Annotated in this window: 22 protein-coding genes and 1 riboswitch; of the genes, 13 read left to right on the top strand and 9 right to left on the bottom strand. The window is 72.4% G+C overall.

Going from position 1 to position 24,219, the window contains the following annotated elements; translation table 11 throughout:
* The first annotated feature begins 11 nt into the window (after positions 1-11).
* The 4 genes from ACZ4Z2_RS12365 (at position 12) to ACZ4Z2_RS12380 (ending at position 4,318) form a co-directional block, all read left to right on the top strand.
* On the top strand, positions 12-872 hold the full coding sequence (locus ACZ4Z2_RS12365; RefSeq protein WP_468074988.1) for a TetR family transcriptional regulator: 861 nt from the start codon (positions 12-14) through the stop codon (positions 870-872).
* 217 nt (positions 873-1,089) lie between these two features.
* Positions 1,090-1,458: a hypothetical protein gene (locus ACZ4Z2_RS12370; RefSeq protein ID WP_468074990.1), complete on the top strand. Its 369-nt coding sequence runs from the start codon at positions 1,090-1,092 to the stop codon at positions 1,456-1,458.
* A 21-nt stretch (positions 1,459-1,479) separates the two neighbouring features.
* Entirely contained in the window at positions 1,480-2,664 is a 1,185-nt protein-coding gene (locus ACZ4Z2_RS12375; RefSeq protein ID WP_468074992.1) for a glutathionylspermidine synthase family protein, read from the top strand.
* A gap of 86 nt (positions 2,665-2,750) precedes the next feature.
* Positions 2,751-2,838: riboswitch (ZMP/ZTP riboswitch) on the top strand.
* A gap of 31 nt (positions 2,839-2,869) precedes the next feature.
* Positions 2,870-4,318 carry a glycine hydroxymethyltransferase gene (locus tag ACZ4Z2_RS12380; protein WP_468074994.1) on the top strand — a complete coding sequence of 483 codons (1,449 nt, stop codon included), beginning with the start codon at positions 2,870-2,872 and terminating at the stop codon, positions 4,316-4,318.
* A 53-nt stretch (positions 4,319-4,371) separates the two neighbouring features.
* On the opposite strand, the gene ACZ4Z2_RS12385 is transcribed toward ACZ4Z2_RS12380, so the two are convergent.
* From ACZ4Z2_RS12385 to ACZ4Z2_RS12395, 3 genes are all read right to left on the bottom strand, one after another.
* Complete coding sequence (locus ACZ4Z2_RS12385) at positions 4,372-5,118, bottom strand: hypothetical protein (protein ID WP_468074996.1); 747 nt, start codon at positions 5,116-5,118, stop codon at positions 4,372-4,374.
* A 126-nt stretch (positions 5,119-5,244) separates the two neighbouring features.
* Complete coding sequence (locus ACZ4Z2_RS12390) at positions 5,245-6,114, bottom strand: hypothetical protein (protein WP_468074998.1); 870 nt, start codon at positions 6,112-6,114, stop codon at positions 5,245-5,247.
* A 64-nt stretch (positions 6,115-6,178) separates the two neighbouring features.
* Positions 6,179-6,766, bottom strand: a complete 588-nt coding sequence (locus ACZ4Z2_RS12395) for an RNA polymerase sigma factor (protein WP_468075000.1) — start codon at positions 6,764-6,766, stop codon at positions 6,179-6,181.
* A 214-nt stretch (positions 6,767-6,980) separates the two neighbouring features.
* Here ACZ4Z2_RS12395 and trpS point away from each other — a divergent pair, with 214 nt between their 5' ends.
* Both trpS and ACZ4Z2_RS12405 read left to right on the top strand, forming a co-directional pair.
* Complete coding sequence (gene trpS, locus ACZ4Z2_RS12400) at positions 6,981-7,973, top strand: tryptophan--tRNA ligase (RefSeq protein WP_468075002.1); 993 nt, start codon at positions 6,981-6,983, stop codon at positions 7,971-7,973.
* A gap of 197 nt (positions 7,974-8,170) precedes the next feature.
* Positions 8,171-8,752, top strand: coding sequence for a 2'-5' RNA ligase family protein (locus ACZ4Z2_RS12405; protein ID WP_468075003.1), 582 nt, complete (start codon positions 8,171-8,173; stop codon positions 8,750-8,752).
* A 20-nt stretch (positions 8,753-8,772) separates the two neighbouring features.
* On the opposite strand, the gene ACZ4Z2_RS12410 is transcribed toward ACZ4Z2_RS12405, so the two are convergent.
* Positions 8,773-9,528, bottom strand: a complete 756-nt coding sequence (locus tag ACZ4Z2_RS12410) for a decaprenylphospho-beta-D-erythro-pentofuranosid-2-ulose 2-reductase (RefSeq protein ID WP_468075005.1) — start codon at positions 9,526-9,528, stop codon at positions 8,773-8,775.
* A gap of 107 nt (positions 9,529-9,635) precedes the next feature.
* The gene (locus ACZ4Z2_RS12415; protein WP_468075007.1) at positions 9,636-11,045 is read right to left on the bottom strand and encodes an FAD-binding oxidoreductase; all 1,410 of its coding nucleotides are present in this window, start codon (positions 11,043-11,045) and stop codon (positions 9,636-9,638) included.
* A gap of 143 nt (positions 11,046-11,188) precedes the next feature.
* Here ACZ4Z2_RS12415 and ACZ4Z2_RS12420 point away from each other — a divergent pair, with 143 nt between their 5' ends.
* The 3 genes from ACZ4Z2_RS12420 to ACZ4Z2_RS12430 all read left to right on the top strand — a co-directional run bounded on the left by ACZ4Z2_RS12420 (position 11,189) and on the right by ACZ4Z2_RS12430 (position 13,660).
* Positions 11,189-11,728 carry a phosphatase PAP2 family protein gene (locus ACZ4Z2_RS12420; protein ID WP_468075009.1) on the top strand — a complete coding sequence of 180 codons (540 nt, stop codon included), beginning with the start codon at positions 11,189-11,191 and terminating at the stop codon, positions 11,726-11,728.
* On the top strand, positions 11,721-12,662 hold the full coding sequence (locus ACZ4Z2_RS12425) for a decaprenyl-phosphate phosphoribosyltransferase (protein WP_468075011.1): 942 nt from the start codon (positions 11,721-11,723) through the stop codon (positions 12,660-12,662). The genes ACZ4Z2_RS12420 and ACZ4Z2_RS12425 overlap by 8 nt, the downstream gene beginning before the upstream one ends.
* A 131-nt stretch (positions 12,663-12,793) precedes the next feature.
* Positions 12,794-13,660 carry a YihY/virulence factor BrkB family protein gene (locus tag ACZ4Z2_RS12430; protein WP_468075013.1) on the top strand — a complete coding sequence of 289 codons (867 nt, stop codon included), beginning with the start codon at positions 12,794-12,796 and terminating at the stop codon, positions 13,658-13,660.
* 225 nt (positions 13,661-13,885) lie between these two features.
* Here ACZ4Z2_RS12430 and ACZ4Z2_RS12435 read toward each other — a convergent pair whose 3' ends face one another.
* Complete coding sequence (locus ACZ4Z2_RS12435; RefSeq protein ID WP_468075015.1) at positions 13,886-15,181, bottom strand: D-alanyl-D-alanine carboxypeptidase family protein; 1,296 nt, start codon at positions 15,179-15,181, stop codon at positions 13,886-13,888.
* A gap of 121 nt (positions 15,182-15,302) precedes the next feature.
* Between ACZ4Z2_RS12435 and ACZ4Z2_RS12440 the strand changes: the two genes are divergently transcribed.
* From ACZ4Z2_RS12440 to ACZ4Z2_RS12450, 3 genes are all read left to right on the top strand, one after another.
* Positions 15,303-15,545 (top strand): SCO4848 family membrane protein, encoded by a 243-nt coding sequence (locus ACZ4Z2_RS12440; protein WP_468075017.1) that lies wholly within the window; start codon positions 15,303-15,305, stop codon positions 15,543-15,545.
* A gap of 16 nt (positions 15,546-15,561) precedes the next feature.
* Positions 15,562-16,947 carry a metallophosphoesterase gene (locus ACZ4Z2_RS12445; protein WP_468075113.1) on the top strand — a complete coding sequence of 462 codons (1,386 nt, stop codon included), beginning with the start codon at positions 15,562-15,564 and terminating at the stop codon, positions 16,945-16,947.
* A gap of 170 nt (positions 16,948-17,117) precedes the next feature.
* Positions 17,118-18,674, top strand: a complete 1,557-nt coding sequence (locus ACZ4Z2_RS12450; protein WP_468075019.1) for an ABC transporter substrate-binding protein — start codon at positions 17,118-17,120, stop codon at positions 18,672-18,674.
* A 27-nt stretch (positions 18,675-18,701) separates the two neighbouring features.
* Here ACZ4Z2_RS12450 and ACZ4Z2_RS12455 read toward each other — a convergent pair whose 3' ends face one another.
* Together ACZ4Z2_RS12455 and ACZ4Z2_RS12460 are read right to left on the bottom strand one after the other, a co-directional pair.
* Positions 18,702-20,138 (bottom strand): sensor histidine kinase, encoded by a 1,437-nt coding sequence (locus tag ACZ4Z2_RS12455; RefSeq protein ID WP_468075115.1) that lies wholly within the window; start codon positions 20,136-20,138, stop codon positions 18,702-18,704.
* Positions 20,139-20,203: 65 nt separating this feature from the next.
* Positions 20,204-20,872, bottom strand: coding sequence for a response regulator transcription factor (locus ACZ4Z2_RS12460; protein WP_468075117.1), 669 nt, complete (start codon positions 20,870-20,872; stop codon positions 20,204-20,206).
* Between the two features lie 238 nt (positions 20,873-21,110).
* On the opposite strand from ACZ4Z2_RS12460, the gene ACZ4Z2_RS12465 reads away from it, so the two are divergent.
* Positions 21,111-23,549 (top strand): MMPL family transporter, encoded by a 2,439-nt coding sequence (locus tag ACZ4Z2_RS12465; RefSeq protein WP_468075119.1) that lies wholly within the window; start codon positions 21,111-21,113, stop codon positions 23,547-23,549.
* On the opposite strand, the gene ACZ4Z2_RS12470 is transcribed toward ACZ4Z2_RS12465, so the two are convergent.
* Positions 23,542-24,150 carry a Uma2 family endonuclease gene (locus ACZ4Z2_RS12470; protein ID WP_468075020.1) on the bottom strand — a complete coding sequence of 203 codons (609 nt, stop codon included), beginning with the start codon at positions 24,148-24,150 and terminating at the stop codon, positions 23,542-23,544. The two genes, ACZ4Z2_RS12465 and ACZ4Z2_RS12470, sit on opposite strands and share 8 nt — an antisense overlap.
* Positions 24,151-24,219 lie beyond the last annotated feature (69 nt).

Genomic DNA, 24,219 nt, shown 5'->3' on the forward strand with positions numbered 1-24,219 from the left:
AAGATGGCGGCATGGCAACACGGTCGCGCCGGTCGCAGCGGCGCACAGACGCGCTCTCCCGTGAACGCATCGTCGAGGCGGCGATCGAGCTGCTCGACGCCTCGGGCGAGAGCGGGCTGACGTTCCGGGCGCTGAGCGAACGCCTCGCCACAGGGCCGGGGGCGATCTACTGGCACGTCGAGAACAAGGGCGAACTTCTTGAGGCCGTGACGGACGCGGTCGTCGCCGACGCCGTGGCGGGCGGAGCGGTCGGTGCAGGCGGGGCAGGCGGGGCAGGCGGGGTAGGCGGGGCGGTCGAAGCTGAGCCTGCGGGGGACCAGGGGGCTGCCGGTGCCGCGGCGGCCGCAGGGGCCGCAGGGGTCGCAGGGGTCGGGACCGCGGTAGAGGCCGGTGGGTCTTCGGAGTCGGCCGACGCGGCGCGGGACGGGATCCGTGCCGTCGCGCTCGGGCTGTTCGACGCGATCGACCGACACCCCTGGCTCGGGACGCAGTTGGCCACCCAGCTCTCCCGCAGCCCTTGGGGGACGGTGGCGCCACGCCTCTTCGAGAGCATCGGCAGGCAGGTCCGCGCCCTGGGCGTCCCCGAGGACAGCTGGTTCACCGCGACCTCGGCCCTGATGCACTACATCCTCGGCGCCGCCGGCCAGAACGCCGCGAACAGCGCGAGCGCCCGCGCGCTCCCGCCCGGCGTGGACCGCGCCCGCTTCCTCGACACCGTGTCGACGGCGTGGGAGGAACTCGACCCCGTGGCATACCCGTTCACCCGGGCCCTCGCCCCTCATCTGCGCGGGCACGACGACCGCGAGCAGTTCCTCGCCGGGATCACCCTCATCCTCGCCGGCATCACGGTGATCCACCCGCCCGCCGGATAGCAGGCGGGGCCCGGGTCGCTGCCCTGCCCGGATCCCTGTCCGCCTACGGCAGCCCGCGTACCCCCGGGCGCCGGTTGGCCCCGGTTGGAACCGATCACTAGTCTGAACGCCGATAAAGCCCGGATAAGCCGGGTGCCGAGCGGCGGACGCTCGGGCGGCGGGTCCTTCCGCGCGCCGGGCCCGCTCGGCCGAGCTCAGCAGCCCGACGGGGGAGCACATGGGAGAGCAGCGCAGGCGACTGCGGTCCAGCACGGTCGTACTCGGTGGCATGGGCGTCGTCGCCGCGGCCCTCACCTCCTGCGGATCCGACCCGGACCGCCGGTGCGTGGACCGCGACAGCTATGACTACGCCAACGGCTACAAGATCATCGCCGACAAGAACTGCAACTCCGGCTCCTCCTCGTCGTCCTACGGCAAGAACCGCAAGAGCAGCAGCAGCGGCAACCGCAGCCAGCCCGGCTCGGTCGACGCGGCCTGGTACTACGACGCCGACGTCACCGGCAACCGGGCCGACGACGGCACCTTCAGCCGCAGCGAGGCCGTCGACCGGGACGGCTTCGGCTGCTCCGGCTCCGGCGGCGGCTGACCCCGCCCGGGAGACAGAGCCATGGAACGCCGCACCATCGAACCCCGGCCCGGATGGCAGCAGACGGTGGAGGAACAGGGGCTCATCTATCCCCTGACCCGCCACCCGGACGGCTCCCTGCGCCCCTACTGGAACGAGAGCGCCTACTACGTCTTCTCGCTGCCCGAGGTGGAGGCCCTGGAGGAGGTCGTCGAGGAACTGCACGCCATGTGCCTGGCCGCCGCCGCGCACATCGTCGAGCACGACCGCTTCGCCGACCTCGGCATCACCGACCCGCGCCTCGCCGGCCTTGTCGCCGAGGCTTGGCACCGGCGTGACGAACTGCCCTCCGTCTACGGCCGCTTCGACCTGCGCTACGACGGCACCGGCCCCGCCAAGCTGCTGGAGTACAACGCCGACACCCCGACCTCGCTCGTCGAGGCCGCCAGCCCCCAGTGGTTCTGGATGGAGGAACGCTTCCCGGGCGCCGACCAGTGGAACTCCCTCCATGAACGCCTCGTCGACGCCTGGAGGAAGCAGGCCCGCCTCCTCCCGCCGGGCAGCCCCCTGTACTTCGCGCACTCCGCGGGCGACGAACTCGGCGAGGACCTGATGACCGTCGCCTATCTGAAGGAGACCGCCGAGCAGGCCGGACTCGACACCGACTGGATCTCCATGGAGGACATCGGCTGGGACCGCCTCTCCGAGCGCTTCGTCGACAAGAAGCTCCGCTTCATCCGCAGCATCTTCAAGCTGTACCCCTGGGAGTGGCTCACCACGGACCGCTTCGCCCCGCACGTCCTCGCCACCCTCGACAACGGTGGCGGCACCGGCACCACCCTCTGGATAGAGCCCGCCTGGAAGATGCTCCTCAGCAACAAGGCGCTGCTCGCCGTCCTCTGGGAGCTGTACCCCGGCCACCCCAACCTCCTTCCCGCCTACCTCGACGGCCCCCGTGAACTGGCCGCAACCGACGGCTACGTCTCCAAGCCCCTCCTCGGCCGGGAGGGCGCCGGTGTCACCGTCCACGAGCCCGGCGCCGACCCTGTCCTGCGCGAAGAGCCCTGCTGTTACCAGGGCTTGGCGCCCCTGCCGGCCTTCGACGGCAACCATGTCGTCCTCGGTGCCTGGGTCGTCGAGAACGAGTCCGCCGGCCTCGGCATCCGCGAGTCCTCCGGCCTGGTGACCGACGAGTACGCCCGCTTCCTGCCGCACGTCATCCTGTGACGTCCGCCGCCCCCGCCGCACCGGTCTCCTCGTCGTTCGAATGGTGGACGTCCGGGTCTGCGGCTCGGCGCCGCCCGATAAGGTGACCGACGGGTCGTGACTGGCGCGCTGGGATGGGACGGACCATCGGGGAGCGGCCCGGGAAGATGAGTGCCGTGCGCCTGGGCCGTACCGTGAACGCTGAACGCAACGTCCGGAGGTCCCCATGTCAGCCGAGCCCCTCTCCACCGAGTCCACCGCCTTCCGCTCCGCCCTCGACGTGATCCGCGCCGTCGAGCCGCGCGTGGCCGACGCCATCGGCCAGGAGGTCGCCGACCAGCGCGAGATGCTCAAGCTGATCGCCTCCGAGAACTACGCCTCCCCGGCCACCCTCCTGGCCATGGGCAACTGGTTCAGCGACAAGTACGCCGAGGGCACCGTCGGCCGCCGCTTCTACGCCGGCTGCCGCAACGTCGACACCGTCGAGGCCCTCGCCGCCGAGCACGCCCGGGAGCTGTTCGGCGCCCGCCACGCCTACGTCCAGCCGCACTCCGGCATCGACGCCAACCTCGTCGCCTTCTGGGCCGTCCTCGCCGACCGCGTCGAGGCCCCCTTCCTGGAGAAGGCCGGCGCCCGCCAGGTCAACGACCTCTCCGAGGCCGACTGGGCCGAGCTCCGCCAGGCCTTCGGCAACCAGCGCATGCTCGGCATGTCCCTGGACGCCGGCGGCCACCTCACCCACGGCTTCCGCCCGAACATCTCCGGCAAGATGTTCGACCAGCGTTCCTACGGAACCGACCCCGCGACCGGTCTCATCGACTACGAGGCCCTGCGCGCCTCCGCCCGAGACTTCAAGCCGATGATCATCGTCGCCGGCTACTCCGCCTACCCCCGTCTCGTGAACTTCCGGATCATGCGCGAGATCGCCGACGAGGTCGGCGCCACGCTCATGGTGGACATGGCGCACTTCGCGGGCCTCGTCGCCGGCAAGGTCCTCACCGGCGACTTCGACCCGGTGCCGCACGCCCAGATCGTCACCACGACCACCCACAAGTCGCTGCGCGGCCCGCGCGGCGGCATGGTCCTGTGCGACGACTCCCTCAAGGACCAGGTCGACCGCGGCTGCCCCATGGTCCTCGGCGGCCCGCTCCCGCACGTCATGGCCGCCAAGGCCGTCGCCCTCGCCGAGGCCCGTCAGCCCGCCTTCCAGGACTACGCGCAGCGCATCGTCGACAACTCCCGCGCCCTCGCCGAGGGCCTGATGCGCCGCGGCGCCACCCTGGTCACCGGCGGCACCGACAACCACCTCAACCTGATCGACGTCGCCACCTCCTACGGCCTCACCGGCCGCCAGGCCGAGGCCGCGCTGCTCGACTCCGGCATCGTCACCAACCGCAACTCCATCCCCGCCGACCCGAACGGCGCCTGGTACACCTCCGGTATCCGCATCGGGACGCCCGCCCTGACCACCCGTGGTCTGGGCACCGCGGAGATGGACGAGGTCGCCGGTCTCATCGACCGCGTCCTCACCACCGCGACTCCCGGCACCACCAAGTCGGGGGCGCCCTCCAAGGCCCAGCACGTCCTCGATGCGAAGGTCTCGGACGAGATCTCCCGCCGCGCCACCGACCTCGTGGCCGGCTTCCCGCTGTACCCGGAGATCGACCTCGGCTGACATCGCCGCCAGGCGCCGCTCCTCCTGATCGCGAGGGGCGGCCGCCCCGGCCGTCAGGCGTCCAGCAGCTCCTGTCGGGGCTCCGACGGTCCGGCGTCCCGCCGGGCCGCCGCGCGGCGCACCAGCACCGTGACGGTGGAGCCGAGGGCGAGGCCCAGCACCAGCGCGGGTATCGCCCACCGGGCCTGGTCCGCCAGGCCCGGCTCGACCGCCCTTGCGCTGCCGTCCGTCGCCGCGCGGCCATCGGTCGGGACCCCGTCCGGCGTGCCGGATGACGGAAGCGTGCCCTGGCCCGCGCCGGTCGACCCCGGGCCGTCGGATTCTGCGCCGTCCGATCCCGCGCCCAGGACCCCGAGCCAGGTCAGCACCTGCCGTAGCTCCTCGGAGTGCTTTGCCTTGTGCCAGGTGCCGCGGCGCTCCGCCGCGTTCGTGTCCGTGCCCATGCCTCCGACGCTGACCGTCGTCCGTATCCAGACGTCCTTCGTGCCGGGCAGGCTCGGATACACCCGGTCCACCCGCCAGGGGCTCACATCATGGATCATCCAGGTGACATTGATCATGTCGCCCGCTGCCTCCGCGATCTCCTCCTCCGGCATCGGAGGCTTTCCCCGGCGGTTGGCGAGCCCGGAGCCGGCCTCGCCCAGCAGCTCGTGCAAACGGATGTACGCCTTGTCCGTGCCGTAGAGCGAAGCCGTCCGCCGGCTGGTCGGTGAGGCCAGCAGCACGCTGGTCGGTCCGCCCGCCGCCGAGGGCGGCGCCCCCAGCAGTACCAGGGTCAGCGCCGTCAGTAAGGCCCCCACGGCCACCGCCGGTCCTCGCATTCCACGCATCCGACACCCCCGATCGGAAGCGGTGCGGTCCGCCCGCACTCGCAGTGTCATTCCTGGTACACCGCTCGCGCCGCCGGGGTTCCCACTTCGGCCCGGTCACTTCACGGACCGGGCGATCTCCTCGGCCCGTGCCCTGGAGTCCACGCCCTCCAACCGCAGGGTGAGGTCGCCCTCGTGCACCCACAGCAGCGTCGGGCCCGCCGTGCGCTCGGAGCGGGTGAAACGGGAGCCGTCCTCGGAGAGCATCCAGAAGCGCAGCAGATGCGCCCTCGGGAACCACAGCACCTCGTACCAGCCGGGTCCCAGGTCGACCCACTCCACGTCCTGCTCGCCCAGGACGCTCTTGGTGTACTCGGGCGCCAGCCGGGCCGCGTACTCGTCGAGCCGGATCACGCGCCCCCGCTCCCGCCAGCACAGGGTGACCACGAAACGGTCCTTCGGCGCCGCGGTCACGGACACCGCGTCCGGCGTGCCCAGCGCCTCCGGGACGAGCGGGGTGAACCCGGCGCGCCGCCCGGCCTCGGCGAACGGGACCGGGTCGGGGCAGCCCGGCACCCTCGCGCCGGGCGAAGGTGTCGCCGACGGGTCGTACCGCACCTCGACCCCGCCGAACCGGAACCAGTCGGCCACGGCCGCCCGCACCGGGGGAGTGAGGACCAGGGCGGTGAGCAGCCCGCACAGCGCGGCCGTCAGCGCACGCCACCGGAGCCGCAGCCACCGGCGCACCGCCGGTCGCCCACCGGCCACCACCGGCGGCTCGGCCACTGGCGTCGGCGCCTGCTCGGCGAGTATCTGCCGCAGGACCCGCTCGACCATGGTCTCGTCCGCGTCGCCCCCCGGCCGGTCCAGCGACCGCCCGAGCGCCCGCAACTCCGCGGGCAGCCCGACCACCGGACGATCACGCAGCGCACCGTCGCCGTCGCCCCCAGGGGCCCCGTGGCCGCCGTCGCCGGGGGTACCCGCCATGTCACCTGTGCTGCGGCCCTCGCCCCGCCTGGGCGCCCGCTCCCTGTCCTCGTCCCCGGTCCGCTCACTCACCCCCCATCACCCGCTCTCCCGCTTGCCGCCGGTCGAGAGGCTCTCCCGGGTCGAACTCGGGCAGCAAACGCCCCAGCCTGCGCAGGGCGCGGCTCAGGCGGGACTTCACCGTGCCCCGGGGCCAGCCGAGGGCGGCGGCCGTCTCCGACTCGTCCATCTCCAGCAGATAGCGGTACGTGACGACCAGACGGTGCTCCTCGCTCAGCTGCTCCAGCGCGCCCAGCAGGGCGACCCGGCGCTCTATGTCCAGTGCCGCGACCGCCGGATCGGACGCCGGCGGTATCAGCGGCTCGGCCTCCGCGAGCGCCGCCTCCCGGTCGGCCAGGGACCGCTGACGTCCGGCTGTCCGCACTGTGTTCCTCGTCTCATTGGCCACGATCGACAGCAGCCACGGCCGGAACGCGGCCCCGTCCCGGAAGCGGCCGAGCGAGCAGTACGCCTTGAAGAAGGCCTGCTGCACCACGTCCTCCGCGTCCGGACCGGCACCGAGCGCCCGCGCCGCCCTGAGCGCGATGCCCGTGTGGGCGCGCACCAGGTCCGCGTACGCCTCCGGCTCCCCGGCGCGTACGCGTGCGATCACCGCGGCCTCATCGACGATGCGGCCCCCCTCCCGCGTTCTCACAACAGGGGTACACCGCCCGGGCCCGATCGGTTCCCACCCGTGTGCCGGTTTCCGGTACGTTCCGGAACGGGTCCCGATACCTGAGAGAATGATGAGCATGGCCTCTGACCGCCCACCCGTCGCCCACCACCGCCCTCAAACGGGGCGCTCCGCGCCGCTGCCTGGTTCTCGTGTGCTCTCCGGAATCCAGCCCACCGCAGGCTCGTTCCACCTCGGCAACTACCTCGGCGCCGTGCGCCAATGGGTGGCTCTGCAGGAGTCCCACGACGCGTTCTACATGGTCGTCGACCTGCACGCGATCACGATCCCGCAGGACCCCGCGGACCTGCGGGCCAACACCCGGCTCGCCGCCGCGCAGCTGCTCGCCGCCGGTCTCGACCCGGAGCGGTGCACCCTCTTCGTCCAGAGCCACGTCCCCGAGCACGCCCAGCTCGGCTGGGTGATGAACTGCCTCACCGGCTTCGGCGAGGCATCCCGCATGACCCAGTTCAAGGACAAGTCCGCCAAGCAGGGCGCCGAGCGCGCGAGCGTCGGCCTCTTCACGTACCCGATCCTCCAGGTCGCCGACATCCTGCTCTACCAGGCGAACGAGGTCCCGGTCGGCGAGGACCAGCGCCAGCACATCGAGCTCACCCGTGACCTCGCCGAGCGCTTCAACGGCCGCTTCGGCCAGACCTTCGCGATCCCGAAGCCGTACATCCTCAAGGAGACGGCGAAGATCTACGACCTCCAGGACCCGGCGATCAAGATGAGCAAGTCGGCGTCGACCCCCAAGGGGTTGATCAACCTGCTCGACGATCCGAAGGCCACCGCCAAGAAGGTCAAGAGCGCGGTCACCGACACCGACACCGTGATCCGCTACGACGCAGCCGAGAAGCCGGGCGTCAGCAATCTGCTGACCATCTACTCGACGCTCACCGGGACGGGTGTCGCGGAACTGGAGCAGAAGTACGTCGGCAAGGGCTACGGTGCGCTCAAGACGGACCTCGCCGAGGTCATGGTCGACTTCGTGACGCCCTTCCGGGAGCGCACCCAGCAGTATCTGGACGACCCGGAGACGCTCGACTCGATCCTGGCCAAGGGTGCGGAGAAGGCACGCGCTGTCGCCGCGGAGACGCTCTCCCAGGCGTACGACGCGGTGGGCTTCCTGCCCGCCAAGCACTGAGCCGCACCACCGCGGCACCACCCTCGCACCACCGCCGCACCACCCCCGTCGGCCGAGCGCCGATCGCGCCACCGGCAGCGCTGTACATCACTCCGGCCACGCCTGCCCGGAACACCGTCGTGGCCGTACAGTCGATAGCCGGTGGCGCGTCACGACAGACGAAGACACGGACGCATGACACGACGACAGGAGACGACGTGGGGACCGTAACGATCGGTGTGTCGATCGCGGTCCCGGAGCCCCACGGCAGCCAGCTCCAGGAGCGGCGCGCGGGCTTCGGCGACGCCGCGGCTCACGGCATCCCCACCCATGTCACGCTGCTGCCGCCGACGGAGGTCGAGGAGACCGAGCTGCCGGCGATCGAGGCGCATCTCGTCGAGGTCGCGGCCGCCGGCCGGGCCTTCCCGATGCGGCTGTCCGGCACGGGCACCTTCCGGCCGCTCTCGCCCGTGGTGTTCGTCAAGGTCGTCGAGGGCGCCGAGGCGTGCACCTGGCTGCAGAAGCAGGTCAGGGACGCGTCGGGGCCGGTGGCACGCGAGCTGAACTTCCCGTACCACCCGCACGTCACCGTGGCCCACGGCATCGCCGAGGAGGCGATGGACCGGGCGTTCGAGGAGCTGGCGGGGTACGAGGCCCAGTGGCCCTGCACGGGCTTCGCGCTCTACGAGCAGGGCGCCGACGGGGTCTGGCGCAAGCTCCGCGAGTTCGCCTTCGGCGGTTCGGTCGTCCCCCCGCAGGCGGGCGCCCCGGTGGGCGACACCACCCTCCCCGCCCACTGAGAACCGGGTCGGCCGGCGCCCTACAGCGGCAGGCGGCGGAACAGCGGCCTCGGTACGTGGCGCAGCGCCGCCATCACCAGCCGCAGGGCCCCCGGCACCCACACCGTCTCCGAGCGGCGTCGCAGACCCAGCTCGATGGCCGTCGCCACCGCCTCCGGGGTGGTGGCGAGGGGCGTCTCCGGGCGGCCCGCGGTCATGTTCGTGCGGACGAAACCGGGCCGTACGACCATCACATGGACGCCGGTGCCGTGGAGGGCGTCGCCGAGGCCCTGGGTGAAGGTGTCGAGGCCGGCCTTGGCGGAGCCGTAGATGAAGTTGGAGCGGCGGGCGCGTTCGGCGGCCACCGAGGACAGGACGACGAGCGAGCCGTGGCCCTGCCCCTGGAGGGCCCGCGCGCACACCAGTCCGGCCGACACGGCGCCCGTGTAGTTGGTCTGGGCGACGCGCACGGCGGCCACCGGGTCGCGTTCGTCGTGCGCCTGGTCGCCGAGCACACCGAAGGCGAGGAGCACCATGTCGACGTCGCCCTCGGCGAAGACCTTGCCGAGGATCGTCTCGTGGGAGTCGGGGGCGAGGGCGTCGAAGGCGACGGTGTGCGTCTCGGCGCCGAGTCCGCGCAGATGGGCTGCGGCCCTCTCCAGGTCCGGCGAGGGGCGTCCGGCGAGCCAGACCGTGCGGGTGCGGCGGGCGATCAGCCGGCGGGCGGTGGCCAGCGCGATCTCCGACGTACCGCCGAGGATCAGCAGGGACTGGGGGGTGCCGAACGCGTCCTTCATGACAGCTCCTGAGCGACTGGGGAACGGGGGTGCGGGGCGCGGCGCGAGCGCGGGGGGTGTGGTGAGGGCGCTGGGGGTGCGGTGCGGGGCGCTCCCCGCGCCGCCCCCTACAGGCCCAGGCGGCGGGCCAGGTCCGAGACGAACACGCCGTCGGGGTCCAACTCGCGGCGCAGCGCGCGGAACTCGGGCAGGCGGGGGTACATCGCGGCCAGCAGTTCGGGGCGCAGCCGGGCGTCCTTGGCCAGGTACACGCGTCCGTCGGCCGATGCGACCTCGTCGTCCAGCCGGTCGAGGAAGGCGCCGAGGCCGGGCAGGCCCGCCGGGATGTCGAGGGCGAGCGTCCAGCCCGGCATCGGGAACGACAGCCAGCCGGGGTCGCCCTCGCCGAACCGCTTCAGCACGGCGAGGAAGGAGGGGCAGCGGCGCGCGGAGATCCGGGTCACGATCCGCCGCAGCGCCTCCTCGTGGCCGTGCCCGACGACGAACTGGTACTGCACGAACCCGGAGCGCCCGTAGAGCCGGTTCCAGTGCGGGACCCCGTCCAGGGGGTGGAAGAACGTCGAGATCCGCTGGAGCTGGTCGGCGCGGGCCCGGGGGGCCTTGCGGTACCACAGCTCGTTGAACAGGCCCACGGTCTTCCGGCCGAGCAGGCCCTCGGGGACGAAGGAGGGGGCGGCCGGGAGCCGGGAGGTCCGGAATTCCAACGGACTGCTCAGCGGGTCCCGGCGTGCGAACCGCGCTCCACGCGTGCGTGCGGACGAGGACTCCAGTGTCTCCAGAGGGGCGTGCTCACCGCGGGTCAGGACCGCGCGGCCCGTCGACGAGCCGCGGGCGAGGAGGTCGATCCAGGCCACGGAGTAGCGGTAGTAGCGGTCGGTGGCCGTGAGCCGGGCCAGCAGGTCGTCCAGGTCGCGGGCCCGTTCGGTGTCGACCGACATCCAGGACGTCTCGACGGGCAGCAGCCGTACGGTCGCCGTGAGGATCACCCCCGTCAGGCCCATGCCGCCGGCCGTGGCGTCGAAGAGAGGGGTGCCGGGGACAACCGTGCGGATCTCGCCGTCGGCGGTGAGCAGTTCGAGCGACAGCACATGGCGGGCGAACGACCCGGAGACATGGTGGTTCTTGCCGTGGATGTCGGCCGCGATCGCGCCGCCCACGGTCACCTGGCGGGTCCCCGGGGTCACCGGCACGAACCAGCCCAGCGGCAGCAGCACCTCCATCAGCCGGTGCAGTGAGACCCCCGCGTCGCACAGGACCGTGCCGCCGTCCGCGTCGATGGCGTGGACCCGGTCCAGGGCCGTCATGTCGAGCACGGCGCCGCCCGCGTTCTGCGCCGCGTCCCCGTACGCCCGCCCCAGCCCCCGGGCGATCCCGCCGCGCGCCCCGCACGCCCGCACGGCGGCCGCGGCCTCCTCGTACGTACGGGGGCGGATCAGCCGGGCGGCGGTCGGGGCGGTGCGGCCCCAGCCGGTGACGGGGGTGGTGCGGCCGGAGAGGGGGACGGCATTGGCTGGCATGCGCGCGACCGTATCGCCGCGCATGCCGAGGAATCGGGTGTGTCGGCCCGCCGTCCCAGGCGCCTCACCGAAATGGGTGATTAATGGGATGTCGTTCAAGATTGCCGGAGTTCTCGGGCGGTCGCCTAGAAGAGTGGCATCACATGGACGAAGTTGACGCTGTCGAGGGTGTGCGCGGCCTGGACCGGCGGCTGCTCTCCGTGTGCCGGGCGCACGGCGCGGACCCGCGCGTCGCGGCTGTCGCGCGCGGACTGTCCCGGGCCGGGGAGCACGGCGCGCTCTGGCTCGCGGCCGGGCTCACGGGCGCCGCCGCCGACCGGGAGCGCCGTGCCGTCTGGCTGCGCGGCACCGCCGTCACGGCCGGGGCGCACCTGCTGAGCATGGGCGTCAAACGGCTCGTACGCCGGGCCCGCCCCACCCACGTCGAACCGCTGGTCCGCACCGCCGGACGGCACTCCTTCCCCAGCTCGCACGCCACGTCGGCGGCGGCGGCGGTCGTGGCGTACGGGACGCTCGGCGTCGTCCCCCTCATGGCGCCGCTCGCCGCCGCGATGTGTCTGTCGCGGCTCGTGGTCGGCGTGCACTACCCGTCGGACGTGGCGGCCGGAGCGGCGCTGGGGGCCGTCACGGCCGCGCTGGGCGCCCGCTGGACGACCCGGCGGGGGGCGAGCGGCCATGGCTGAGCCCACGACCGTCCTGGAACGGCGGACCGCCCCCGCAGAGGCGCCGCCGAAGGGCGGGCTGGCGCTCGGTCTGCTCCGGACCGCCCGCCCCCGCCAGTGGATCAAGAACGTCCTCGTCATCGCCGCCCCCGCGGCCGCCGGCGAACTCTTCACGCCCCGCGCCCTGACCCGGCTCCCGCTGGTCTTCGTGCTCTTCACGGCCTGCGCCGCCGCCGTGTACCTGATCAACGACGCCCGCGACGCCGAGGCCGACCGCGCCCACCCGGTCAAACGCCACCGCCCGGTCGCCGCGGGCCAGGTCCCCGCGCCGGTCGCGTACACCGTCGGCGGCGCCCTCGCCGTCCTCGCGCCGGCGGCCGCCGTGTGGCTCTGCTCCCCGTACACCGCCGCACTGCTGACCGCGTACCTCGGACTCCAACTCGCCTACTGCGTCAGCCTCAAGCACGTCCTGGTCGTCGACCTCGCCGTCGTCACCACCGGGTTCCTGATGCGGGCGATGATCGGCGGACTCGCGCTGGGCATCCCCCTGTCGCGCTGGTTCCTCATCACCACCGGGTTCGGCGCGCTGTTCATGGTCGCCGCCAAGCGGTACTCGGAAGCCGTGCAGCTCGCGGACCGGGCCGGGGCGACCCGGGCGCTGCTCACCGAGTACACCGCCGGATACCTGCGCTTCGTCTGGCAACTGGCCGCCGGGCTCGCCGTCCTCGGCTACTGCCTGTGGGCCCTCGAAGAGGGCGGTGTACCCAGCACCAGTGTGCTGCCGTGGCGTCAGCTCTCCATGGTGGCCTTCGTCCTGGCCGTGCTGCGCTACGCCGTCTTCGCCGACCGGGGCACGGCCGGTGAGCCCGAGGACGTCGTCCTGCGCGACCGGGCCCTCGCCTCCATCGCGCTGATGTGGCTGGCGATGTACGGGCTGGCCGTGGCCGACTGGTGATCAGCGCCGGACTGGTGATCAGCGCCGGACCGGTGAACAGCGCAGAACTTGTGAACAGCGCAGGGCTGGTGATCAGCGCTCACGTGGGTACCCCCGGCATCGGGTGACCACGACGAGGGCAGAGTCGGATCATGGACTGGCTGAAAAGGCTTCCCGGGATCGGCCCCTTGGCCGAGCGCCTGATGACCACGCACGCGTGGCGCTCGTACGAACGGCTGGAGCGGGTGACGTGGACGCGGCTGGCGGCGGCCATGACGTTCATCAGCTTCCTCGCGCTGTTCCCGCTGCTGACCATGGGCGCGGCCATCGCTGCGGCGACGCTCGGCGAGGACCGGCGGCGGGAGCTGGAGGACCGGCTCGCCGAACAGGTTCCCGGCATCTCCGACCAGCTCGACATCGCCGGGCTCGTCGAGAACGCCGGCACCGTCGGGTTCATCGCCGGCGCGCTGCTGCTCTTCACCGGCATCGGCTGGGTCGGGGAGATGCGGGGGTGTCTGCGGGTGGTGTGGGAGAAGCCGGAGCCCGAGGAGAACCCCGTCCTCGCCAAGGCCAAGGACGCGGGCATCCTCGTCGGGCTCGGCGGCGCGGTGCTCGTCTCCCTCGCGGCGTCCATGGTGGCCTCGGCGACGATCGGGTGGACCGCGGACCGGCTCGGCGTCGACCGGGGCGGGTGGGGTGGGGTCCTCCTCCAGATCGCCGCGTTCGGCGTGGCCGTGCTGGCCGATTTCCTGCTCCTGCTGTACGTCCTGACGCTGCTGCCGGGCGTCCATCCGCCGCGGCGGCGGCTCGTGGTGGCCGCGCTCATGGGGGCGATCGGCTTCGAGCTGCTGAAGCTGCTGCTCAGCGGATACATGCAGGGGGTCGCGTCGAAGAGCATGTACGGGGCGTTCGGTGTGCCGATCGCGTTGCTGCTGTGGATCAACTTCACGTCGAAGTTGCTGCTGTACTGCGCGGCTTGGACGGCGGAGGGGCGGGGGGAGGCGGAGGGCGCCCAGTAGCTCGGGGGTGCGCGGTTCGTCGGCGGGTGCGGGTGGTGTGTGGTTTCTCGCGCGGTTCCCCGTAGCCCCTGAAAAGCGACCTGGGCTGCGCCCCGTGCTTCTCAGGATGAAGGGCGGGCCGCAAGGCCCGAGCCTTCAGGGGCGCGGGGAACCGCGCGACCAGCCACGAACCACCCGCACCCGCCGACGAACCGATCCCGTACCCCCGCGGATGCGACCCACGCCCTACTTTCCGCGCAGGGGCCACTTCCGGTTCACCAGGAACACCCCGCCCGCGACGAGGGCCAGGACCCCGCCCGTGATGCCCAGGGCGATCCCGATCCCGCTGGACTCGTCGGTCGCCGCCGAGGCCACCGCCTTGCCGCCCGCGCCCCCTGTGGCCGGCGCCGAGGCCGGTGCCGTGCCCTCCGGCCGCGTGCTGGGCCCGGGGCTGTCGGAGGTCTCCGCTCCCTTCGGCGGCACCAGTTCGCCCACCGGCCGCACCTTGCCCGCCGCCGCGAACCCCCAGTCGAAGAGCTGCGCGGTCTCCTTGTAGACCTGGTTGTGCTCGTTCTTCTCGGGGTGCATGACGGTGACGAGGAGCACCCGGCCGTCCCGCTCGGCGACCCCCGTGAACGTCGCGCCCGCGTTCGTCGTGTTGCCGTTCTTCACACCCGCGATGCCCTGGTAGGCGTCCAGACCGCTGTCGCCGGTGAGGAGCCGGTTGGTGTTCTGGATCTCGAAGGAGGACCGCTTCTTCTTGCCGTTCTTGCCCTTCTTCGTCTCCCCGGGGAACTTCGCGCGCACGGTGGAGCAGTACTCCCGGAAGTCCTTCTTCTGGAGCCCCGACCTGGCGATCAGCGTCAGGTCGTAGGCCGACGAGACCTGCCCCTTGGCGTCGTAGCCGTCCGGGCTGACCGCGTGCGTGTCGAGGGCCTGGAGCTCCTCGGCGTGGGCGTTCATGTCGGCGACGGTCTGCTTGACGCCGCCGTTCATCGCGGACAGGACATGTACCGCGTCGTTGCCGGAGCGAAGGAAGACGCCGAGCCACAGATCGTGCACGGTGTACGTCTCGTTCTCCTTTATGCCGACCATGCTGGAGCCCGCGCCGACCCCGGCGAGGTCGGTGGGGGCGACCTCGTGCTCGTCGTCCTTGTTGAACTTCGGCAGCAGCGTGTCCGCGAAGAGCATCTTCAGCGTGCTCGCCGGGGCCAGCCGCCAGTGCGCGTTGTGCGCGGCCAGCACCTCGCCCGACTCGGCGTCCGCCACGACCCACGACCTGGCGCTGATGCCCTTGGGCACCACCGGCGCGTCACCGCCCAGGTTGGCCTGCGTCCCCGGCAGGCCCAGCTGTTCGCCGCCGACGGTCGACATCGCCGCCGGGGGAGTCGCCGACGGGGAGGCGCTGCCGCTCGGGGTCGGGTCGGCGGCGTGGGCGGCCGGGGCGAGCACCGGGGAGAACAGCGACGCCGACGAGAGGGACACGGCGAGGGCGGAGGTGACCAGCAGGGAGCGCCTGACGGTCTTCTTGGAGGCGGGCACGATCGAGAAAGTACATGGCTCCGCCCGGTGAGTCCCACAGCGGTTCTCGGCCACCGCGCCGCCCGCGCCCCCGCTCGCACCCCGGCGCGAATGCCCGGCGGGCGGCGGTGATACTGAACCCATGAAGCTCAGCCGCCCCCTCTCCTGGTTCCTGCTCGCCTTCGGGGTGTGGAGCTGGGTCATCTGGGTCACTTTCATCCGGAATCTCTGGAAGGACGGCAGCGGCCTCGCGTTCGACGACGCGGGCGATCCGACCGCGTACTTCTGGGTGCATCTGACGCTCGCCGTCGTCTCCTTTGTCCTTGGGACGGCCATCGGCGTCATCGGGTTGCGCGGTCTGCGCGCACTTCGTCGGACCGCGTGACGGGGAGTACGGCGTGATGGTGATCGTCTTCGTGCTCGTGGCGCTGCTGGTCCTGGCCGCCTTCGGGGTCCTGCACTGGTACGCCTGGCGCCGGTTGGTGCGCGACACGACCCGGGGGCCGGGCCTGGCCAGACGGGTGGGCGCGGGTGTGTTCATCGCCGGGCCGGTGCTGCTGTTCGCGGCGTTCGGCGCCGAGCGCGGCGGTGCCCCTTTCTGGCTCCAGCAGACGCTGGGCTGGCCGGGCTTCCTGTGGCTCGCCCTCTCGCTGTACCTGCTGCTGGCCCTGTTGGCGGGGGAGGTCGTACGCCCCCTGCTGAACCGTCTCCTGGCGCGGCGCGCTCCGGTCCCGGCGGAGCGTCCCGAGCCGGCGGTACGCGAACCGGAGCCGGTCCCGGCGGGCGCCAGGCCCGCGGACCCGGCCGACCCGGCCGACCCGGCCGGATCGACGGAAACGGCCGGGTCCGCCGACGCGACGGCGACCGCCGACCCGGCCTCCGCCGACGGCACCCCACCCGTCGCCGGCTCTCCCGTCGAGCCCGCCGGGTCGGCCGGTCCGGCCGGGGCGTCCCCCGCGGGCGTCTCCCGGCGGCTCTTCGTCTCCCGTGTGGTCGGCGGGGCCGTCGCCGCCACCGCCGTCGGGACGGTCGGCTACGGCACGTACGGCGTCGTCCGGGGTCCCCGGGTCAAGCGGGTCACCGTGCCGCTGGCGAAGCTCCCGCGCGCGGCGCACGGCTTCCGGATCGCCGTCGTCAGCGACATCCACCTCGGGCCCATGCTGGGCCGCGGCTTCGCGCAGAAGGTCGTCGACACGATCAACGCGACCCAGCCCGACCTGATCGCGGTGGTCGGCGACCTGGTCGACGGCAGCGTGAAGGACCTGGGCCCGGCGGCGGCGCCCCTCGCGGGCCTGGAGGCACGGCACGGCAGCTACTTCGTCACCGGCAACCACGAGTACTTCTCCGGCGCCGAGCAGTGGGTGGAGGAGGTGCGACGCCTGGGGATGACCCCGCTGGAGAACGACCGCCGGGAGCTGCCGTACCTCGACCTGGCCGGGGTGAACGACATCGCGGGGGAGGACGAGGGCCACGGCCCCGACTTCGCGAGGGCGCTCGGCGACCGGGACACCTCGCGGGCCGTCGTGCTCCTCGCCCACCAGCCCGTCCAGATCCACGACGCCGTCGACCACGGCGTGGACCTCCAGCTCTCCGGGCACACCCACGGCGGTCAGCTCTGGCCCATGAACTACGTCGCCGAGGCGGCCAACCCCACCCTCGCGGGCCTGGAGCGCTACGGCGACACCCAGCTGTACGTCAGCCGGGGCGCGGGCGCGTGGGGGCCTCCGGTGCGGGTGGGGGCGCCGTCGGACATCACCGTCGTCGAACTGGCGTCGAAACAGGCGTGACACTTCGTCAGGCTTCCTGGCGAAAACCACAGTTCACGCGCTTACCAAGTTCTTTCTCAACTCAACAAAACCCCTCTTCCGTGCGTACGAACGCGTGTGGTTAGGTGATCGGCGCCACCGCGCGGCCACTGAGCGTCGCGGGCCGGGTGGAGTCATGGGGAGGGGCACCGATGCGGTCGGTTCGCATGCGGGTTCTCGCGTCGCTGCTGGTGCTGGCGATCGCGGCGATCGGCGGCCGGCAGTTGCTGCCCGCCGAGCGGGACGCGAACAGGACGATCACCGTGGGAACGACCGACTCGGTCACGTCCCTCGACCCGGCAGGCGCGTACGACGCCGGTTCCTGGGCCCTGTTCAACAACGTCTTCCAGTCGCTGCTCACCTTCGAGCCCGGCGGCGCGACGCCCGTACCCGACGCGGCGCGTGGCTGCGCGTTCGCCGGCAACGCGCTCACCGTCTACCGCTGCACCCTGCGCCCGGGGCTGAGGTTCCCCAGCGGACGCGAGGTGACCGGGGCGGACGTGAAGTACTCCTTCGACCGGGTCAAGCGGATCAACTCGGACGTCGGCCCCGCCTCGCTCCTCGGCACCCTGCGGTCGGTGAGCGTGAGCGGGCCGACCGTCACCTTCCGCCTCACCTCGCCGGACGCCACCTTCCCGTACAAGATCGCCACCGGCGCCGGATCGATCGTCGACCGCACCGAGTACCCGGCGAACCGGCTGCGCACCGACGGGGGCGTCGACGGCACGGGACCGTACGTCCTGACGTCGTACACGAAGGACCGGCAGGCCCGCCTCGGCCCCAACGAGAGCTACCGGGGCGCCGTCCAGCACACCGGCAGACGGGTCCTCATGCGCTACTACAAGGACTCGGCGGCGCTGGAGACGGCGTGGAAGGCGCGGCGGATCGATGTCGCCGCGCGCACCCTGCCGCCCGCCGTGCTCGCGGGGCTCTCCCCGAGCGACCCCGACCAGCGGGTCATGGAGTCCGACAGCACCGAGACCCGCAACCTGGTCCTCAACGTCCGCGAGGGCTCCCCCTTCCACGACCGCCGGGTGCGGCAGGCGCTGGCCGCGGTGATCAACCGGGAGAAGCTGGTCGCCGACGTGTACCAGGGCACCACCGACCCGCTGTACTCGCTGATCCCGGCCGGGGTCACGGGCCACACGACCTCGTTCTTCGACGCGTACCCGAAGCCCGATCCGCAGCGGGCCCGCAAGCTGCTCGACGCGGCCGGCGTGAGCATGCCGGTGCGCTTCACCTACGCCTATGCCGAGGGCCGTGAGTCGGCCGTCGCCGAGGCCGCCGAGCTGAAGCGGCAACTGGAGGCGACCGGGCTGTTCTACGTGACGACCAAGGCCTACCCGTGGGCCGACTTCCAGCAGCGTTACGCCGACGGCAGGCTGGACGCGTACGGCGTCGGCTGGGTGGCCGACTTCCCCGACCCCGACACCTTCGGCGGGCCGCTCGTGGGCACCGGCGGCTCCATGAAGGACGGATACGGCAGCGAGGAGGCCGACCGGCTCGTCCAGGAGGGCCGGCGCTACGAGGACCGCAGCAGGGCCGTCGACGACTTCAAGAGCCTCCAGGACGTCGTGGCGCGGGACGTCCCGCTGATCCCGCTGTGGCAGGGCAAGGAGTACGTGCTCAGCACGGAGGACGTCGGCGGGGCGCAGTACCTGTCCGACGCGACCGGGGTGTTCCGGCTGTGGCGGCTGGACTGGATCTGACGGCGGGCGGATGCCGCCGCCGGCGTCTCAGCGCGGCGGCAGGGTCACCGTCACCTCCAGACCGTCGCCCGGGGACGTGGTCACCGTGACCTCGCCGCCGTGGGCCTCCGCCACGCCCTGCACGATGGCCATCCCCAGGCCGCTGCCGGCGCCGCCGCCCGCCCGGAAGAAACGGTCGAAGATCCTGGCCGCGTCCTCCGCGCACAGCCCCGGGCCCTCGTCCGCGACGGACAGCCGCACGGCGCCGCTCTCCCGTGCCACACAGAGACGGACCGGCACGTCCGCGGGGGTGTGGGTGCGTACGTTGCTCACCAGGTTGCCCAGGATCTGCCGCAGCCCCGACTCGTCGGCGTGGACGAGGAGGGCGCCCTCCGCGGCGACCGTGACGGGGCGTTCCGGCTGCTGGGCGCGCAGATCGGCGGCGGCGTCACGGACCAGGCAGGCGAGATCCACGTTCCTGAGCCGGAGTTCGGGGTGCTGGTCGAGGCGGGCGAGGGTGAGCAGTTCGTCGACGAGGCGGCCCATGCGGTCGACCTCGCCGTTCATGCGGTCCCAGGCGCGGCGGCGTTCGGCGGGATCGGTGAGCATGCCCTTCTCGTGGAGCTGGAGGTAGCCGCGGATCGCGGACAGCGGGGTGCGCAGCTCGTGGGAGGCGTCGCCGACGAAGCGGCGCAGCTGGGCGGCGCTGCGTTCACGGGTGCGGTAGGCCGACTCGACCTGCTGGAGCATCGAGTTGAGGGCGAGGCGCAGCTGCTCGACCTCCAGCGTCGCCTCGGAACTGGACGGGACACGGCGGGTCAGATCGCCCTCGGCGATCGCGGACGACGTCTCGACCATGTCCTCCAGCGGCCGCATCCGGCGGCGCACGCCGAACAGGGTCAGACAGGCGAGGAGCGCGAGGAGCAGGGCGCCGACACCGAAGTCCAGCCGGAGCGCCTTGGCGATCACCCGGTGGAGCGACTCGGTGGAGGTGGCGAGCAGGACGGTCGTGCCGTCGTCGAGGCGGGCCGCGGTGACCCGGTGCGGGGCGCCGGACACGTCGATGTCGTGGGGTTCGTCGTCGGCGACGAGGGCGGCCGGGTCGTCGACGGCGGCGGTGAGCGCCCGCTGTCCCGCGGTGGGCGCGAAACCGGCGACGGTCAGCGGCTCGCCCCGCTCGTCGAGGGCGGCGAAGACGGCGCCCTGGACGAGGGAGTCGGCGTCCTCGGCGGCGGGCTCGGCGGAGGACTCGCGGCTGATGGCGACCAGCGCGCTCAGCGCGTCGACCTGTTCCATGCTGACCCGGGCACGGCCGATCGAGTCGCGGGTCGTCATCAGTTCCGTGTCGACGCTGTCCAGCAGGTACAGCCGCATGCCCATCGCGCTGACCGTGGTCGCCGCCGTGATCGCCACGGCCAGCAGCACCACGTTGGCGAGGGTGAGCTTGGCGCGCAGGGAGTAGTGGCCGCGCCCCTGCCGGGGCATGCCGGGGAGCCGCCGGGGCCTGCCGGGGAGCCTCCGGGGCCTGCCGGGGAGCCGTCGGGGGAGGGTCATGCCAGTCCGTATCCGACGCCCCGCCGGGTGGTGATCAGCGGCGGGCCGAGGGCGTCCAGCTTGCGGCGCAGATAGCTGATGTAGGTCTCGACGACCGTCGACTCGGCCGGCGCGTGCTCGTACTGCCAGACATGGCGCAGGAGCTGTTCCTTCGGCACGATCCGCCCGCCGTTGCGCACCAGGAACCGCAGCAGGGCGTACTCCGTCGGCGTCAGCTCCACCGTGCGGCCCGCCCGGTGCACCGAGTACGTCGTCTCGTCCAGCTCCAGGTCGCCGTAGCGCAGCGGCGGACGCTGGGGGAGGACGTCGGCCCGCCGGGTGCGGCGCAGGACGGCGGTGACGCGGGCGACCACCTCGTCGATGTGGAACGGCTTGGTGATGTAGTCGTCGCCGAAGCCGAGCGCGCCCACGATCTCCGCGGGCGAGTCCCGCGCGGTCAGGAAGACCAGCGCCAGCTCCGGCCGCCGGGCGCGCAGTTCACGGCCGAGGGCCCGGCCGTCGCCGTCCGGGAGCATCACGTCCAGCAGGGCCGCGTCGGGCCGGGTGCGGTCGGCGAGCGCGAGTGCCTCGCGGACCGTACCGGCGGTCATCACCTCGAAGCGGTGGTAGCGCAGGGCGATGGCGAGGACGTCCGCGATGCTCGGCTCGTCCTCGACGACGAGCACGGTGGCCGTCGTCTCGCGCTGCCCAACCCCGGCGTGGCCCACGGCCTCGTCGACTCCCTCGTGTCGGGTCATGTCCTCAGTATCCGCACGGGTCTTCGGCCCGGGGAGGGCTTCCTCTTTGGAGTTCCTTGAGAGTCATGGGCCTGCCATGTCGCCCCGGCCGCCCGGCCGTCGAAGGTGTTCCGAGGACCTGGGGGACCCAACGAACGCCGCAGAAGGAGAGTTGATCGTGGCGACACTGGCACGGTGGTGCTATCGGCACCGACTGGTGGTCCTGTTGCTGTGGGTGGGGACGGTGTGCGGCGTCGGCTTCGCCGGCTCGGCCGCGGGCACCGACTACGTGAACGTCTTCTCGCTCCCGGACACGGACTCCAAGCGCGCGTACGACCTGATGGACAAGGCGTTCCCGGAACGGGCGGGCGACGTCGACACGGTGGTGTGGAAAGTGGACGAGGGGTCGGTACGGGACGCGTCCGTACGGTCCCGGATCGAACCCGCGCTCGAACGGATCGGGCGGATGGACGGCGTCGGGGAGGTCACCGGCCCGTACGACGAGGCCGGCGCCGCGGGCGGCGGCGCGGGCGTCAGCCGGGACGGGACGATCGCCTACGCCCAGGTGACCTTCACCGAGCAGGCGAACTCCGTACCGAAGGCGCTGATCGACGACGTCATCGAGACGGCGCGGGACGCCGAACGGGACGGACTCCAGGTGGAGCTGGGCGGCCAGGCCATCGCCCGGGCGCAGGAGGCCACCCAGGGCACGTCCGAGGCGGTCGGCATCCTCGCGGCGGCCGTCGTCCTCTTCCTCGCCTTCGGTTCGCTCTTCGCGATGCTGCTGCCGATCGTGGTGGCGATCGCGGGCGTCGGCACCGGCATGATGGCCACGGCCCTGCTCAGCCACACCACGAACATCCCGGACGTGGCCCCGCTGCTCGGCTCGCTCATCGGTCTAGGCGTCGGCATCGACTACGCCCTCTTCATCGTCACCCGGCACCGGCGCGGCATCCTGCGCGGCATGAAACCGGAGGAGGCGGCGGTGACCGCCCTCAACACCTCCGGCCGTGCGGTGCTGTTCGCGGGCGGCACCGTGTGCATCGCGCTCGCCGGCATGCTGGTGATGAACCTCCGCTTCCTGGACGGCGTCGTCATCGCGACCTCGCTGACCGTGGTGCTGAGCGTGCTCGCCGCGGTCACCCTGCTGCCGGCCCTGCTCGGGCTGCTGGGCCCGCGGGTCCTCAGCCGCCGCCAGCGGCGCCGGCTCGCGGCCGCGGGGCCAGAACCGGAGACGACGAGCGGCCTCGCCGCCCGCTGGTCGGCGTACGTCGAGCGACGCCCGCGCTCGACCGCCGTGCTCGCGCTCGTGGTGATGCTGGTCCTCGCCGTGCCGGTCCTGTCGATCCGGCTCGGCACCTCCGACCAGGGCAACCACCGGGACACGACGACCACCCGGCAGGCGTACGACCTCCTGGCGGAGGGTTTCGGCCCGGGCTTCAACGGCCCCCTCCAGGTGGTCGTCGACGGCACGGACACGAAGGGCCTCGTCTCGCGCATCGAGTCCACCCCGGGTGTGGCCCAGGTGGCCGCCGTACCGCCCGCGAACGGGGTCACGGTGATCCAGGTGGTCCCCACGACCTCGCCGCAGGACGAGCGGACCGACCGGCTCATCGACCGGCTGCGGGACGACGTGATCCCGGCGTACGGGACGGAGGCCCATGTGGGCGGGGTGACGGCGGTGTCGAAGGACTTCGCGTCCGTGACGGGCGACCGGCTGCCCTACTTCATCGCGACGATCATCGCGCTGGGCTTCCTGCTGCTGATGATCGCCTTCCGCTCCCTGGTGGTGCCGCTGACGGCCGCGCTGATGAACCTCGTCGCGGCGGCCGCGTCCTTCGGCGTCCTGGTGGCGATCTTCCAGTGGGGCTGGGGCACGGAACTGCTCGGCGTCGGCAAGGAGGGCCCGATCGCCGCGTTCCTGCCGGTCATCATGCTCTCCCTGCTCTTCGGGCTCTCCATGGACTACCAGGTGTTCCTGGTGAGCCGGATGCACGAGGAGTGGGTCCACACCAAGGACAACGCCCGCGCCGTGCGGGTCGGCCTCGCCGAGACCAGCCGCGTCATCAACTGCGCGGCCCTCATCATGATCTGCGTGTTCAGCGCGTTCGTGCTGAGCGGCGAGCTGGAGGCCGCGATGGCCGGCATCGGCCTCGCGGCGGCCGTCGCCCTGGACGCGTTCATCCTGCGGACGGCGCTGGTGCCGGCCGCGATGCATCTGCTGGGCAAGGCCAACTGGTGGCTGCCGGCGGGGCTGGAGAAGCGGTTGCCGCATCTGGCGGTGGAGCCGAAGGAGGAGCCGGCGGCCGTCGAACCGGCGACCGGGTCGGAGAGCGGCGGGCCCGCCTCCGTGATCCACGGCTTCATCCGCACGGCGGACGGTGAGCCGGTGGGGGACGCCGAGGTGACCCTGCTGACCCGCGGCGGCCGCAGGCTGGACCGGGTGGCGTCGCTGGCGGACGGTTCGTACATCGTCGCGGTGCCGGGCCCGGGCGCGTACCTCCTGGCGGCGGCATCACCGGCGCACACGTCCCGCGCACGACAGGTGGTCGTGGGGGAGGCCCCGCTGGTGTACGACGTGGAGCTGGCGGGGGTGACGGAGGGGGAGGTGGACGCGGTCAGCTGACCTTCGTCTGCCCGGCCTTGAGGATCAGGTCGACGTCCAGGGTGACTTCGGCGCCGATCGACCTGGGCAGCGTGACGGTTTCGCCGGGGGCGTGGATACGGTGGGTCTGGTACTCGCCCCCGGTCGGCTCGGTGAGCACGTGCACGCGCTGGTGCTGGCGGTTGATGATGACGTACACCGGGATCTTCGCCTGGGCGTAGGCGCCGACCTTGCCACGAAGATCGTTCTCGTAGTTGCTGGAGGTGACCTCCAGAACGAGACGGAATGCGATCGGGTCGTAGCAGTTGTTCTCGATGAGGTGGTCGTCGATGTCGGCGTCGACGACCGCGAGATCCGGGATCGCATAGTCTTCGGCTCCGTTCGGCAGCCAGACCCCCACACCCTCGAGTACCTCGGTTTCTCCGCCGGCCAGGCCCGCGGCGATGAAGGGGGTCCGCAACCTGGACAACGCACGGGCGTGGCCGACGTCGGGGGGCGGCGTCACAACGATCGTGCCGCCGATGATCTCGACGCGGTACCCCGGGAGCCGGTCCACGATCCGGTTCGCCTCCGCGATCAGCGGACGGTGGCCGTGGGGCCGGTCGACGGATGCTGCGGACATCGCGTGCCTCCTGTGGGCTGGGGTCGAGGCCAACATCGTGGGCAGGAGCGAGGCCAGAGGACCCGTTCG

This window comes from Streptomyces sp. NPDC030183 (assembly GCF_055573455.1).

Excerpts from the sequence above, each read along its gene's own strand:
- ACZ4Z2_RS12410 (WP_468075005.1), bottom strand. The coding sequence starts at position 9,528 with ATGAAGGACGCGTTCGGCACCCCCCAGTCCCTGCTGATCCTCGGCGGT.
- ACZ4Z2_RS12445 (WP_468075113.1), top strand. The coding sequence starts at position 15,562 with ATGGTGATCGTCTTCGTGCTCGTGGCGCTGCTGGTCCTGGCCGCCTTC.
- ACZ4Z2_RS12425 (WP_468075011.1), top strand. The coding sequence starts at position 11,721 with ATGGCTGAGCCCACGACCGTCCTGGAACGGCGGACCGCCCCCGCAGAG.
- ACZ4Z2_RS12380 (WP_468074994.1), top strand. The coding sequence starts at position 2,870 with ATGTCAGCCGAGCCCCTCTCCACCGAGTCCACCGCCTTCCGCTCCGCC.
- ACZ4Z2_RS12450 (WP_468075019.1), top strand. The coding sequence starts at position 17,118 with ATGCGGTCGGTTCGCATGCGGGTTCTCGCGTCGCTGCTGGTGCTGGCG.
- ACZ4Z2_RS12420 (WP_468075009.1), top strand. The coding sequence starts at position 11,189 with ATGGACGAAGTTGACGCTGTCGAGGGTGTGCGCGGCCTGGACCGGCGG.
- ACZ4Z2_RS12365 (WP_468074988.1), top strand. The coding sequence starts at position 12 with ATGGCAACACGGTCGCGCCGGTCGCAGCGGCGCACAGACGCGCTCTCC.
- ACZ4Z2_RS12455 (WP_468075115.1), bottom strand. The coding sequence starts at position 20,138 with ATGCCCCGGCAGGGGCGCGGCCACTACTCCCTGCGCGCCAAGCTCACC.
- ACZ4Z2_RS12390 (WP_468074998.1), bottom strand. The coding sequence starts at position 6,114 with ATGGCGGGTACCCCCGGCGACGGCGGCCACGGGGCCCCTGGGGGCGAC.
- ACZ4Z2_RS12470 (WP_468075020.1), bottom strand. The coding sequence starts at position 24,150 with ATGTCCGCAGCATCCGTCGACCGGCCCCACGGCCACCGTCCGCTGATC.
- ACZ4Z2_RS12375 (WP_468074992.1), top strand. The coding sequence starts at position 1,480 with ATGGAACGCCGCACCATCGAACCCCGGCCCGGATGGCAGCAGACGGTG.
- ACZ4Z2_RS12370 (WP_468074990.1), top strand. The coding sequence starts at position 1,090 with ATGGGAGAGCAGCGCAGGCGACTGCGGTCCAGCACGGTCGTACTCGGT.
- ACZ4Z2_RS12415 (WP_468075007.1), bottom strand. The coding sequence starts at position 11,045 with ATGCCAGCCAATGCCGTCCCCCTCTCCGGCCGCACCACCCCCGTCACC.
- ACZ4Z2_RS12440 (WP_468075017.1), top strand. The coding sequence starts at position 15,303 with ATGAAGCTCAGCCGCCCCCTCTCCTGGTTCCTGCTCGCCTTCGGGGTG.
- ACZ4Z2_RS12430 (WP_468075013.1), top strand. The coding sequence starts at position 12,794 with ATGGACTGGCTGAAAAGGCTTCCCGGGATCGGCCCCTTGGCCGAGCGC.